Source organism: Actinomadura sp. 6N118, from assembly GCF_044326415.1.
Taxonomy (GTDB): domain Bacteria; phylum Actinomycetota; class Actinomycetes; order Streptosporangiales; family Streptosporangiaceae; genus Spirillospora.
Genome location: NZ_JBIRAZ010000009.1, coordinates 309,640 through 322,867 on the forward strand (window position 1 = coordinate 309,640; position 13,228 = coordinate 322,867).

The window sequence follows — 13,228 nt, forward strand, 5'->3', positions numbered from 1 at the left end:
AGCCGATGACTCTGGAGCGGAGCGAGCCGATGACCCTGAGCGGAGCGAGCCGATGAATGCGGGCGGAGCGTGCCGATGAACGTGAGCGGAGCGAACCGGTGAAGGCGAGCGGAGCGAGCCCATGAGTACTGAGCCGATCGCGATCGTCGGCGTCGGGGCGATCTTCCCCGGTGCCGGGTCGGCGGCGGAGCTGTGGCGCAACATCCGCGCCGGGATCGACGCGATCACCGACGTCCCGGCGCACCGCTGGGACCCGGCGCTGTACTACGACCCGGAGGCGTACGGGCGGCCACCCGAGAGCGACCGCTTCTACTGCCGGCGCGGCGGGTTCGTGGACGATCTGGCCACGTTCGACCCGGCCCGGTTCGGCATCATGCCCGCCGCGGTGGCGGGCATGGAGCCCGACCAGCTGCTCGCGCTGCGGACCGCGGCCGAGGCGATCGCGGACGCGGGCGGCGACGGGCGGCTGCCGGACCGGACCCGGATCGGCGTCGTCATCGGCCGCGGCGGCTACATCACGCCGGGCGTGGCCCGCTTCGACCAGCGGGTGCGCACCGCGCACCAGCTCACGTCCGTGCTGATGGAGCTGGTCCCGGGGCTCGGCGCCGACCGGCTGGCACGGATCCGGCACGCGTTCTGCGAACGGCTCGGCCCGGACAACCCGGACGCGTCGATCGGGCTTGTGCCCAATTTCGCGGCGTCCCGGATCGCCAACCGCTTCGACCTGCGCGGCCCCGCGTACACGCTGGACGCCGCGTGCGCCTCCTCGCTGCTGGCGGTGGAGCATGCCGTCCGTGCCCTGCGTTCGGGGCAGTGCGACGCGATGCTCGCCGGGGCGGTGCACCACGCGCACCACGCGACGGTGTGGAGCGTCTTCAGCCAGCTGCGGGCGCTGAGCCCGAGCCAGCGGATCCGCCCGTTCGACCGGTCCGCAGACGGCACGCTGCTGTCGGAGGGCACCGGTGTCGTGCTGCTCAAGCGGCTGTCGGACGCCGAACGCGCGGGCGACCGCGTCCACGCCGTCATCCGCGGCGTCGGGTCGTCCAGCGACGGCCGGGCCGGCAGCATCATGAGCCCGGTCGTCGAGGGCCAGGTGCTCGCCGTTGAGCGTGCCTGGCGGGACGCCGGCCTCGACCCGTCGGCGCCGGACGCGCTCGGCCTGGTCGAGGCGCACGGCACCGCCACCCCGGCGGGCGACGAGGCGGAGCTGGAGACGCTGCGCCGGGTCTTCGGGGCGGCCGGGCCGCCCCTCGCGCTCAGCGCCGTGAAATCGATGATCGGCCACGCCATGACCGCCGGCGGCATCGCGGGCCTGATCAAGGCGGCCTGCGCGCTGCGCGACGGCGTGCTGCCGCCGACCCTGAACATCGAGGAGCCGCATCCGGCGCTTGCGGGCACCCGGCTCCGGCCCGTCCGCGAGTCGGCCACGTGGGAACGGCCCGCCGCGGGTGTGCCGCGCCGTGCCGTCGTCAACGCCTTCGGCTTCGGCGGCGCCAATGCCCATGTGATCCTCGAAGAGCCGCCCGCGCACGTGCGGCCCGCCACCCGCGCGAACGAGCCGGAGCGGCTGCGCATGGTCGTCTCGCCGCGTGAGGCGGACGGCGGCGGCGCCGGGGTGCTGCGGCTTGCGGCCCGGACGGACGAGGAACTCGCCCGGCTCCTCGAACGGCCGGACGACGAACTGATGGCGATCGCGGCGAAGGGCGAGCCGCCCCTGGACCTGCCCTGCCGCCTGGCGATCGTGGAGCCGACCGCCCGGCGGGTGGACCTGGCCCGGGCGATCGTGCTCCGGGGTACGCCGTGGCGGGGCCGGAGCGACATCTGGTTCACGCCGCGGCCGCTGCTCGCGGCGGGCGGCAAGGTGGCGTTCCTCTTCCCGGGGTTCGAGCCCACCTTCGAGCCGCGCGTGGACGACGTCGCCGACCACTTCGGGATGGCGCGGCCCGAGCTGACCGGGCGGACCGACCTGCTCGGGCACGCGGCGGACGTCATCGCCGTCGGCCGGTTGTTGTCGGACGTGCTGGGCGAGCTCGGCATCGAGCCGGACGTGGCCGCCGGGCACAGCCTCGGCGAGTGGACGGCGATGATCGCCTCGGGCATGTATCCGGCGAACGCGGCCGAGGCGTACCTGGCGGCCCTCGACCGCACCGCGCTCGACGTCCCGGACGTCGCGTACGCCGCGCTGGGCTGCGGTGCCGACCGGGCCCTGGAGGCCATCGGCACGAGTCCCGAGGTCGTGATCAGCCACGACAACTGCCCGCACCAGTCTGTGATCTGCGGGCCGCCGGAGGCGGTACGCGAGGTGCTGGCCAGACTTGGTGCCGAGGGGGTGCTGGGCCAGGAGCTGCCGTTCCGATCTGGCTTCCACACGCCGATGGCCGAGACCTATCTGGGGCCGGTGCAGCGTTCGTTCGAGGTGTTGCCGATCCGCGCGCCGCGCGTGCCGCTGTGGTCGGGGACCACGGCCGCGCCGTTCCCCTCCGGGGCGGACGAGGTGCGCGGGCTCGTGGTGCGCCACCTGCTGGAACCGGTCCGGTTCAGCGAGCTCATCGAGGAGTTGTACGGGGTCGGCGTGCGCGCGTTCGTCCAGGTCGGGCCGGGCAGCCTGACCGGATTCGTGGGCGACCGCCTCGGCGACCGCGATCACCTCGCCCTGGCGGTCAACACCCCTCAGCGGACAGGCCTCGCCCAGCTCGAACGGGTCGTCGCGGCGTTGTGGGCGGAGGGCTACGGAACCGCGCCGCAGGACGAGAGGTCCAGCCGGCTGGGCGCCGGTCACGGCAGCGGGATGCGTTTGAACCTCGGCACGCCGCTCGTCCGGCTGGACGGCGCCGTGCCGCCGCTGAACGTCAGCGCGAGCCCCGGGACGGGACCCGGCGCGGGCCCCTTCCCGCCGGACCGGTCGCGACTGGCCGGCGCCGGGCCGGTCATGGCCGAGCTGGACGCGCTGCTCCGCGACGCCACCGAGAGCGCTCAGATCGTCCTCGACGCGCTGCACACCGGCGGCGGACAGCCTGCGGCGGCGGAACCGAGGCCGCAGGTGACCGAGCTGACCACCTCGCGTGTGTTCTCGCTCGAATCCATGCCGTACGTCATCGACCACTGCGTGATCCCGCAGCCCGCGGACTGGCCGGAGGCGTCGGACCGGTTCCCGGTCGTGCCGCTGACCACCCTGCTCGAAGTGATGGCCGAGACGGCGCGGGAGCTCTTCCCCGAGCTGGTGGTGATCGGCTTCGAGGACGTGCGGGCCATCCGGTGGGTCATCGCCGACCCGCCGACCACCGCCGACATCCAGGCGACCCTCGCCGACCCCGGAGGCCTTGGCATCCCCGGCCTTCCCGGCACTCCCGGCCTTCCCGGCACGTCGGGCACCTCTGGTATCGCCGGCGACATTGGCGTTCGCCGGGTGAGGGTGGTCATCAAGGGCCACACCGAGGGGACCGTCCTGCTCGCCGTGAACTACCCGATGCCGCCCGCTCCGGACCGTACGCCACTCACCGCCGAGGAGCCGCCGGAGGTGAGCGCCGAGCAGTTCTACGCCGAGCGCTGGATGTTCCACGGACCGCTCTACCGAGGTGTCAGCGAGATCTCGGCACTCGCCCGCGACGGCCTGCGCGCCGCCCTGAGGTCGTTGCCCACGCCGGGTGCGCTCATGGACAGCGCCGGGCATCTGTGCGGCCACTGGATCCAGGTGTACGGGGAGAAGGATCAGACCGTCTTCCCGGTCGGCATCGAGCGGGTGTCCTGGTACGCCCCGCTGCCGCCGGAGGGGGAGCGGCTCGACGTCACCGTCCGGAACCGGACCATCTCCGACACGACGATCAGGTGCGACGCCGAGATGGTCCGCAGGGACGGCACGGTGTGGGGCCGGGTCGAAGGCTGGACGACGCGCCGCTTCTTCACCGACGAGCCGGTGTGGCGGATGAGGCTCACCCCCGAGTTCTCGGCGATCGGCGAGCCGCAGGCCGGTGACTGGTGCCTGGCGCGCAAACGCTGGGACGGCACGGCGTCGCGCGATCTGCTGATGCGGCAGTACCTGTGCGCCGCCGAACGGGCCGAGTACCAGGCCCTCACGCCGCGCGAGCAGGGGCCGTGGCTGCTGGGCCGGATCGCGGCCAAGGACGCCGTGCGGCACTGGCTGTGGGGACGGGGGCACGGGCCGCTGTTCCCGGCGGAGGTGACCGTTCGCGTGGACAGGGCAGGGCGGCCCGAGGCCGCAGGCCCCTTCGACCTGCCGGTGGCGTTGTCGATCGCGCAGACCGAGGAGCTGGGGGTGGCGCTCGTCCGGCCCGCCTCCGAGCCCGCGGGCATCGACGTCACGCCGATCGTCGAGGGCTTGGCGGGGCGGGTGCACGGACTGCCACCGGGCCCGGCCGATCACAACACGTTGTGCGAGAGCGAGCTGGCGTTGGTGCGGCGGCTGCCCGGCGATCCCGCCACGGAGATCGCCCGGCTGCTGGCCGCCAAACGTGCCGCTGCGGCGCGCGAGGCCGCCGCCAAGACCGCCGCCAATGGCGCCGCCAAGGATGCCGTGCCCGGCGACACCGCCGGGATCAGGGACCTCGTCGTCACCGATGCCGCCGCCGACCGCCTGCTGGTGGCCGCGCCGGACTCGCTGACGGCCGTCGCGACCCGGCTCCTGGACGGGCACGTCGTGACCTGGACCGTCACGTCGCAGAGCAGGGACTCCGCGGCCGAGAACACGGAGGCATGACCATGAGCACGAACATGAGCACGAACATCGGCACGGACATGATCAGCGGCGCCGACGTCCTCAAGGAGGTCGTCGGGATGCTGGTCGACGTGGTCGGCGAGGATTTCCTGCTCGATCTGGAAGTGGGCCTGGACACCACGTTCAACGAAGACCTCGCCCTGGAGAGCATCGAGTTCGTCGCGCTGGCGGAGAAGCTGCAGCAGCGCTACGGCGAGCAGGTCGAATTCGCCGCGTTCATCGCCGGCATGGACCTGGACCAGATCATGCGGATGACGGTCGGCGACCTGGTGCGGCACGTCGAATCACGCCTGCGACCCGCCGGCGTCTGAACCCGCTGAAGCTGAAGGACTTCCTGGAGGACGCTCATGCCTGAGGTGACCGCACGCGGGATCCGGTTCCATGTCCAGACGATGGACCCCCCGCGGGACGCCGTGTCCGACCCGCCCGTGGTGGTGTTCGTCCACGGGCTGGTCGTGGACAACCTGTCGAGCTTCTACTACACGCTGGCCGGGCCGGTGTCGGCGGCCGGAGCCCGCGCCGTGCTGTACGACCTGCGCGGCCACGGCCTCACCGAGCGGACCCCGGCCGGTTACAGCGCGGCCGACGCGGTCGCGGACCTCTTCGGCGTCCTGGACGTCCTCGGCCATCGGCAGCCGGTCTACCTGGTCTCCAACAGCTTCGGCGGGGTCGTCGCGCTGAACGCGGCGCTCGCCCGGCCCGAACGGATCGCCGGGCTGGTCATGATCGAGTCGTACGGCCCGGCCGAGCGCGCCGGCGAGTGGACCGAGAACATGCTCAACACCCTCGGCAAGTCGGCGCTCGCCCTGGAGTACGAGCGGCTCGCCGACCAGTTGCTGGCGATCGGCTGGCGGCAGCGCGGCAGGCAGGCGCGCACCGCCGACGCGCTCATCAACGGGACCAGCCTGCTCGATGACCTTGCCGCGGTCGAGCCCGTCCGGCCCGCCGACCTGGCCGCCGTGGACTGCCCGGTGCTGGCCGTCTACGGGGAGCACTCGGACATCGTGGACGCCGGCACGCTTCTCCTGCGCTCCGTACCGGACTGCACGCTCCACATCATGGCTGGTCACGCGCACACAGTGCTCCGGGAGGGGACTGCGGAGCTACTGGGAGTGATGCTGCCGTGGCTGGCGCATCACGCCGGCACGCGCGTTCCGATCGTGGCGGCGGCAGCAGGGGGTGCGCTGTGATCGGACGGTCGCGTAAAGGACGCTCGGCGACGTCGCGCCGCGTACAGGTCCCGCCGCTGCTCGGCCGGACGACGGCGGCCGCCGGTGCCGAGGACGGCAGCTCGGTGGAGATCACGCCGCGCCGGTTCCTCTTCGCCGTGCCGCCTCTGACAGGGCACACCAACCCGACCGTCGCGGTGGCGGCCGAGCTCGTCAAGCGCGGGCACCGCGTTGCCTGGGTGGGGCACCCCGGCAGCCTCGAACCGCTCCTGCCGCCGGGCTCGCGCGTCTACCCGGCCGTGAGTGAGGCGTTCACGGCACGGCTGCGGGCAGACAGGGAGGAGCGCCCGAGCCTGCGCGGCCCAGCGGCGTTGAAGTTCCTCTGGGAGGAGTTCATCGTCCCGCTCGGGCACTCGATGATGCCGGGCGTCGAGGCGGCGATTGGCAGGTTCCGGCCGGATGTGGTGATCTCCGACCAGCAGGTGTTGTCGGCGCCGGTCGCGGCACGGCTGAGCGGGCTGCCGTGGGTCACCTCGGCGACCACGTCCGCTGAATTCACCCGGCCGCTGGCGGGGATGCCGCTGGTCGAGGAGTGGGTACGCGACCAGATCGGCGAGTTCCAGCTGCACTACGGCATCCAGGACCTGCTCGACCTGCGGTTCTCCGACCATCTGGTGCTGGCGTTCTCCACGGGCGCGCTGATCGGGGACGTCTCGTTCTTCCCGGAGCACTTCGCATTCGTGGGGCCCGCGCTGGGACGCCCGCAGCGGGGCGATTTCCCCTGGGAGTGGCTGGAGACCGGCGGGCGCCCGGCCGTGCTCGTTTCGCTGGGGACGGTCAACGGCGCGGCGGGGGCGCGGTTCTTCCAGGTCGCCGCCGACGCGGTGCGGGACATGGATCTGCAGGCGGTCTTCGTCGCGCCCGCGGGCATGGTCGCCGATCCGCCACCGAACGTGCTGGTCCGCGACCACGTGCCGCAGCTGCCGCTCCTGGAGCGGATGTCGGCGGTCGTGTCGCACGGCGGCCACAACACGGTCTGCGAGACGCTCGCGAACGGCCTGCCACTGGTGGTCGCGCCGATCAGGGACGACCAGCCGATCATCGCCCGCCAGGTCGAGGAGGCCGGTGCGGGCGTGACGGTCCGGTTCACCCGCGTCCAGGCGGCGGAGTTGCGCGACGCGCTCGGCACGGTGCTGGCCGACGAGAGCTACCGGTCCGCGGCCGGGCGGATCAAGGATTCCTTCACCGCCGCCGGGGGCGCGGCCCAGGCGGCCGAACGTCTGGAGAAGCTGGCGTGATGCTCATCTCCCTGCTGGTCGCCGCCGGGGTGACCGCCAACGCGGTTCGTCTGCGGCGACGGCTGGGCGGGCTGCGCCGCATGGACGTGCCCACCGGGAACGGCCACACCGATGGCCACATCGACCGTCACACCGGCGGCCACGCTGTGCCGGATGACGCGTACCAGCTGATCACGGCGAAGGGCGGTGTCGTTTCAGGGCAGCTGCGCCGCGCCGCGTTCAACCACGCGTTTGCGGGTGACCTGCAGGTCCTCGACCTGATCCCGGCTGACCTGCCCGTGGAGCGCGCGCTCGACCTCGCTCGGGACGTCGATCCCCGCCGATACCGGACCGATCCGGCTGCGCCAGGTCGCGGAGCCGGATTCGCGACTCTCGTCTGTGACGATGTGCTCGCCCGGGCTGGCGTTCGCGCCGGGTCGATGGAACCGGGCGACTTCGGCGCAGCCACCGCGTGCCTGCGGCAGTACGCGCTGCTTCCCCTCGAAGGAGCCGGGGCCGGCGCGGCCATGGTCGTCGTGCCGTGCCGCACGACGCCGCGGCTGCCGGTGAGCGACGGGCGGCGGGCCTGGCTGCGCGGGCTCGGGATCTCGGTACCGCGTCGGATCACCGGCTTGTTGCTGGGGTACGGCTTGGTCGGGCTGGCGCTGGTGGCCGACCTCTGGTGGGGGATGCTCGCGGTGGCCGCGTACAGCGCCGTGCCCTACATCGTCTTCGCAGGATCCGTGCTCTCACCACGGGATCTGCATCGGTCAGCGCTCCTGCGCGTCATCGAGACACCCCTGCAGTGCTGGAAGACGCTCACCAGTCCGCAGACGGGCTGGGAGCGGCGCGTCGCCGAGCGCGAACGGGAGACGCGTGCGTGGTACGGGAACCAGATCGCCCAGGGCGTGGCCCGGTTTCTCGAACCCCTTCGTGACGACTGCCCGTGGTGTGGGTCGCTCGCGTTCCGGAAGCTGCTGACCAGCGGGGACGTTCCTCAGGGCAAGCCGGGAAGCTTCAGGCTGGAACGGTGCGGCGACTGCGGGCACATCTTCCAGAACCCCGCGCTGAACGCCGCCGGGCTGGATTTCTACGACCGTGACTTGCCGGACAGCCCCGGTGGCGCGGCGGGCGAACGGATCTTGGCTGGCCGGACGAAGCTCCACCGAGCGCGCGCAAAACTTGTGGCGGCCCACGTCAGGTCTCGGCCGCGTACGTGGCTGGACGTGGGCAGTGGGCATGGGCATTTCTGCCGTACCGCTCGCACCGTGCTCTCGGACACCGAGTTCGACGGGCTGGATGCCCGGGCGGGAGCCGGGGCGGAGGAGGGCGTGCGGCGGGGCTGGCTGCGGCGGGCCTACCGGGGGCGATTCATCGAGCTGATGGACGAGCTGTTCGGGCGGTACGACGTCGTCAGCATGCACCGCTACCTCGAACACGCCGCCGACCCGCTCGCCGAACTGGACGCCGCGGCCAAGGTCCTCATGCCCGGCGGGCACCTGCTGATCGAGCTGGCCGACCCGGAGTCCTTGTCCGGGAAGGCGTGCGGCCGCTGGTGGACGCCCTGGACACAGCCCCGGCACCGGCACCTGATCCCGATCGGCAACCTGGAGGCGGCGCTCGGCGCGCGCGGGCTGCGGGTCGTGGCCAGGCGGCGGCGCCGCGCGCACCAGCGTTACGACCTGACGCGGACGGCGCTGGGCATGCTCCGGACGCTCGCCCCCGATCCCCGCCGCCCCTGGGCGCCCTGGCCGCCGACAGCCGCCGCCTGGGCGCGGTGCGGGCTGGCGGCGGCCTGTGCCGGGCCGTTGCTTGCCGCGGCCGTCGTTCTCGACCTGGTGGTGCTGCCGCTGGTCCCGGGCACGAGCAATGCCTACCGGATACTGGCACGAAAGGACGAAGGGTGATCCACGTCGGTGGTGGGGTCGCAGTCGCTGAGCTGGCCGTCGATCCAGAGGTACGGATCACCGCGCACGTCTTCGAGCGGGCCTACGGGAGCGCGCCCGCGGGGGTGTGGCGGGCGCCGGGCGGGCTGACCCTGCTGGGCGGGAGTCCCGCATTGGCGGTCGCGCTGCCGTGGGGTGTCATGGTGGCGCTCGGCGCGACCGATGACGGCTCCGCCGCGTTCTACTCGACGAGCCTCCACACCGAAAGCTTCTCGATCGGCTGCGGAGGGTTGCCGTCGGCGCTCGCCGCGGGCGCCGTCCCGGAGTGGGCGCTCACCGCCGTCAACGCGCTCATCGTGCACGACCGCCTTGGAACGCGGGCCCCTGGAACGCGGGCGCCTGGAACGCGGGCGCCTGGAACGCGCGTGCTGATCAACCGCGAGCTACCGGGTGAGATGGGACTGCTCACCGGCGCCGAGACTGCCTGCGCCATCGAGCTGGGCCTTCGGGAGTTGTACGCGGCGGACGCCCGGGCGTACGACCCCACGCCGTCGTACGCCGCTGCCCTGAACGCCCGTCCCAAGCGTGCGCTTCTGGTCTCAGACACGATCGAGCACCTGCCGTTCGACCTGGCCGCCGTGGGCCTGCGGCTCCTGATCATGGACGTCGGCGTGGACGCCGGCGCGGGCACGGCGGCACCCGTACACCCGGCAGGAGACCTTGCTGAACGTGCCGCAGCAGCCTTGCGCACCGGGAACTTCCCGGCGCTGGGTGCCCTGCTCACCGAGGCCCACGTGCGCGGCGAAGCCCTGCTGGACCTGGCACTCGACGCGGCCCGCGCGGCGGGCGCGCTGGGCGGCCTGGTCATCGGCCGCTGCGGGGTGGCCCTGGTCCCGATGGCCGCCGTTCCCAAGATCCGGGCGGCGGTCACGAGGAGGCTGGCGGGCCAGGCCCGGCGTCCACCGCGCTTCCTGACCGCGGTCCCCGCTGCCCACAACGCCACCCGCGCCCTTTGACCTCCCGGCCGGCCAGGAGGTCAGAGCTTGGGCGTGAAGGGACGGCGGTATTCGGGGTCGTCGGGGAGTTCCTGGCTGCGCAGGGCGGACTCGACGAGTTCGATCGCCGAGGCGAGGGCGACCAGGCGCCCGCCCTCGCGGCGGTAGGTCTCCAGGACGGCCTCGATGCCGTGCGGCGGGACGGCCTCGGCGAGCTCGACCCGGGCGGTGCGGAACCCCTCCCGGGCGGCCTCGATGGAGGCGTTGACATGGTGGCGGGCCATGCGGGCCAGTGCGATCGGATAGCGGCGCAGCACTCCGTAACGGCGATACTCCGGCGGGACGAGTTCGAGCAGCCAGGTCATCGCCGTGTCCTCGAAGCGTTCGGTGCCCGGGGGGTGCACCTGCGCGGGCCAGCCGGGCGGGACGTACGTGCTCACACGCCTACGATAACCCGAGATTCGAACCTATGTTCGATACATATCGGACACATATGCATATCCCGCCCCTCCGGCCCCTCCTACTGCGGCTCGCCCTCGTCGGGGGCGCGGCGGATCCGGATCTTGCCCGAGTCGAGATTGTCGCGGCCGCCCGTGCCCGCCTGGAGCATGTCGTCGGCCTTGCGCAGCTTCTGCTGCTCCTGCTCCTCGATCTTGACCTTCTTGGAGCCCTCGAAGGCCGAGGCCAGGTCCTCGAACATGCCGCCGCCGAAACCGGCGCCGGTCTCGCCGTCGCCGCGGATCGCGCCCATCAGGGACGACTTGCCGGTGCCCTCCTGCGGCCAGTCCACGGGCTCGTGCTCCGTGGCCTTGGGGGCCGTCCCCATGGGGCGGCCCTTGACACGCTTACGGCGGCGAAAGGGTGACTTCACACACACTCCAACGCGATGAGTCTCCGAATTGATCCCGCCTGGCCGCTCATGGTGCGAACGACCAGCGGGTGGGAGAACCGCTGAAGTCTCCCTGTTGCAGCCCGAACGCCCATTGTGGCCAGACGGCGACCGTCGCGTTGACGGCGGGGTCCAGGAAGTCCACACGATAGCCGGTGTCGTACTTGCCGTTGACCATGTCGATGAACCGCTGCAGCCGGTCGGGCTCGGTGACGATCTCGGCGCGACCCTGCACGACCACGGGATTCTCGGCATCTTCGGTGGCCATCGTGACGATCTCGTTGCCCCGGATATTGCTGATCTTGCGGGAGGACAGACTGCTGCTGAACCACAGCGCCTCCCCCGACCACACGCCCCAGACGGGCATGGTGTGCGGGCGGCCGTCCGGCCACACCGTGCTCAGCCAGAAGTTGCGCGTCGCGTTCAGCCGTTCCACGGCCCACGACCAAGGCAGCAGGCCGGTGCCCTCCGCCGGGCCGCCGATCCCGTAACCGGGCATGTACGGACGGCTGATGGTGGGAACCACTCCCGGTATGGCGCCGGAAGCCGGCATGACGATCTCCCCTCGGTCTGGCTCTCCCCTTCCTATCGTTCCAGACTCGCTCCGGACGCCGACACGGTCGGTCGCCGCCGGTGACTCGGCTGCGGCCTCCGGGAGCGGTAGCCTGCGGGCGTGCGTCTCTCCGAAGTCACCGCGGTCCTGGAGGAGTTCTACCCGCCGGCCTGGGCCGAGTCATGGGACGCCGTCGGGTTGGTCTGCGGCGATCCGGGCCAGGAGGTCGGCCGCGTGTTGTTCGCGGTGGACCCCGTGGCCGCCGTCGTGGACGAGGCCCTGGAGTGGGGCGCCGACCTGGTCGTCACCCACCACCCGCTCCTGCTGCGCGGTGTCACCAGCGTCGCCGCGACCACGCCCAAGGGCCGGCTGATCCACCGGATGATCACGAACGGGATGGCGCTCTACACCGCCCACACCAATGCCGACGTGGCCGACCCGGGCGTGTCCGACGCCCTGGCGCGCGCCGTGGGCCTGACCGGGCCGTTGCGCCCGATGGTCCCGGCCCCCGGCGCCGTGTCGCCGGCCGGCCCGGCGTCCCCCGGGCATGAGCAGGCCGCCCCCGGTGAGGGCGGCGGCCGGGGCCTCGGACGCATCGGCGAACTGGCCGAGCCGATCACGCTGGCCGAGTTCACCGCCCGCGCGGCCGCGGGGTTGCCCGCAACGGCGTGGGGTGTGCGCGCCGCAGGGGATCCGGGCCGTACGATCCGTACGGTCGCCGTCTGTGGCGGCGCGGGAGACTCGCTGCTCGACACGGCCCGCGCGGCGGGAGTGGACGTCTACCTCACCGCCGACCTGCGGCACCATCCCGCGTCGGAGTTCGCCGAGCACGACGGCCCGGCACTCGTCGACGCGGCGCACTGGGCGACCGAGTGGCCCTGGCTGGCCGACGCGGAGCGGCGCCTGGCCCGCACGCTGGACGTGAAGACCCGGGTGTCCACGCTCGTCACCGACGCGTGGAGCCTGCATTACGAAGGAGCAAAGTGAAAGCCGCACCGGAAGCCCAGCTGCGCCTCATAGACCTGCAGGAGCTCGACACCGCGCTCGACCGGCTGGCGCACCGCCGCCGCACCCTGCCCGAGCTGGCCGGCATCCAACGGCTCGAGGCCCGCCTGACCGAGGTGCGCGACGCCATCGTGGCGGCCGACACCGAGGTCGGCGACCTGGACCGGGAGCAGAAGAAGGCCGAGCAGGACGTCGACCAGGTCCGGAGCCGGGCGGACCGTGACCAGAAGCGGCTCGACTCCGGGCAGGTCAGCTCGGCCAAGGACCTGAGCAGCCTGCAGGCGGAGATCGCCTCGCTGCAGCGCCGCCAGTCCGACCTCGAGGAGGTCGTACTGGAGATCATGGAACGCCGCGAGGAGGCCGAGGGCAAGGTCTCGGCGCTGCGTGCCGAGCAGGCCGCCGCCCAGGAGGAGCTGGCCGCCGCGGGAGCCCGTCGCGACGAGGCCCAGCAGAAGATCGACGAAGAGACCGGCATGACCAGCACGGCCCGTACCGCCGTGGCCAAGGACCTGCCGGACGACCTGCTGGCCCTCTACGAGAAGCTGCGCGGGCAGTTCGGCGGGGTGGGCGCCGCGAAGCTCTACCGGGGCGCCTGCCAGGGATGCCACCTGGCGCTCAACACCGTCGACCTCAACCGGATGCGCGCTGCCGACGGCGACGAGGTCATCCGCTGTGAGGAGTGCCGCCGGATCCTCATCCGCACCCCCGAGTCGGGTCTGTAG

General features: G+C 72.5%; 11 protein-coding genes. 8 read left to right on the top strand and 3 right to left on the bottom strand.

The features are described 5' to 3' along the window. Positions 1-121: 121 nt before the first annotated feature. The 6 genes from ACH34W_RS24940 to ACH34W_RS24965 are packed head-to-tail and all read left to right on the top strand — an operon-like array spanning position 122 to position 10,080. Complete coding sequence (locus ACH34W_RS24940) at positions 122-4,714, top strand: beta-ketoacyl synthase N-terminal-like domain-containing protein (RefSeq protein WP_395963431.1); 4,593 nt, start codon at positions 122-124, stop codon at positions 4,712-4,714. A 2-nt stretch (positions 4,715-4,716) separates the two neighbouring features. Then, complete coding sequence (locus ACH34W_RS24945) at positions 4,717-5,043, top strand: acyl carrier protein (protein ID WP_395963432.1); 327 nt, start codon at positions 4,717-4,719, stop codon at positions 5,041-5,043. Positions 5,044-5,079: 36 nt separating this feature from the next. After that, positions 5,080-5,922 (top strand): alpha/beta fold hydrolase, encoded by an 843-nt coding sequence (locus tag ACH34W_RS24950; protein ID WP_395963433.1) that lies wholly within the window; start codon positions 5,080-5,082, stop codon positions 5,920-5,922. Then, positions 5,919-7,199: a glycosyltransferase gene (locus tag ACH34W_RS24955; protein WP_395963434.1), complete on the top strand. Its 1,281-nt coding sequence runs from the start codon at positions 5,919-5,921 to the stop codon at positions 7,197-7,199. Before ACH34W_RS24950 ends, ACH34W_RS24955 begins: the two co-directional genes overlap by 4 nt. Beyond that, complete coding sequence (locus ACH34W_RS24960; protein WP_395963526.1) at positions 7,199-9,085, top strand: class I SAM-dependent methyltransferase; 1,887 nt, start codon at positions 7,199-7,201, stop codon at positions 9,083-9,085. The genes ACH34W_RS24955 and ACH34W_RS24960 overlap by 1 nt, the downstream gene beginning before the upstream one ends. Further along, positions 9,082-10,080, top strand: coding sequence for a hypothetical protein (locus ACH34W_RS24965; protein WP_395963435.1), 999 nt, complete (start codon positions 9,082-9,084; stop codon positions 10,078-10,080). The genes ACH34W_RS24960 and ACH34W_RS24965 overlap by 4 nt, the downstream gene beginning before the upstream one ends. 20 nt (positions 10,081-10,100) lie before the next feature. On the opposite strand, the gene ACH34W_RS24970 is transcribed toward ACH34W_RS24965, so the two are convergent. The 3 genes from ACH34W_RS24970 to ACH34W_RS24980 all read right to left on the bottom strand — a co-directional run bounded on the left by ACH34W_RS24970 (position 10,101) and on the right by ACH34W_RS24980 (position 11,501). Next, positions 10,101-10,499 (bottom strand): hypothetical protein, encoded by a 399-nt coding sequence (locus ACH34W_RS24970; protein WP_395963436.1) that lies wholly within the window; start codon positions 10,497-10,499, stop codon positions 10,101-10,103. A gap of 80 nt (positions 10,500-10,579) precedes the next feature. Continuing rightward, complete coding sequence (locus ACH34W_RS24975; RefSeq protein ID WP_395963438.1) at positions 10,580-10,885, bottom strand: DUF6191 domain-containing protein; 306 nt, start codon at positions 10,883-10,885, stop codon at positions 10,580-10,582. A 91-nt stretch (positions 10,886-10,976) separates the two neighbouring features. Next, complete coding sequence (locus ACH34W_RS24980; RefSeq protein WP_395963439.1) at positions 10,977-11,501, bottom strand: pyridoxamine 5'-phosphate oxidase family protein; 525 nt, start codon at positions 11,499-11,501, stop codon at positions 10,977-10,979. 120 nt (positions 11,502-11,621) lie between these two features. On the opposite strand from ACH34W_RS24980, the gene ACH34W_RS24985 reads away from it, so the two are divergent. Then, positions 11,622-12,488, top strand: a complete 867-nt coding sequence (locus ACH34W_RS24985; protein ID WP_395963440.1) for a Nif3-like dinuclear metal center hexameric protein — start codon at positions 11,622-11,624, stop codon at positions 12,486-12,488. Continuing rightward, on the top strand, positions 12,485-13,228 hold the full coding sequence (locus ACH34W_RS24990) for a zinc ribbon domain-containing protein (RefSeq protein WP_395963441.1): 744 nt from the start codon (positions 12,485-12,487) through the stop codon (positions 13,226-13,228). Before ACH34W_RS24985 ends, ACH34W_RS24990 begins: the two co-directional genes overlap by 4 nt.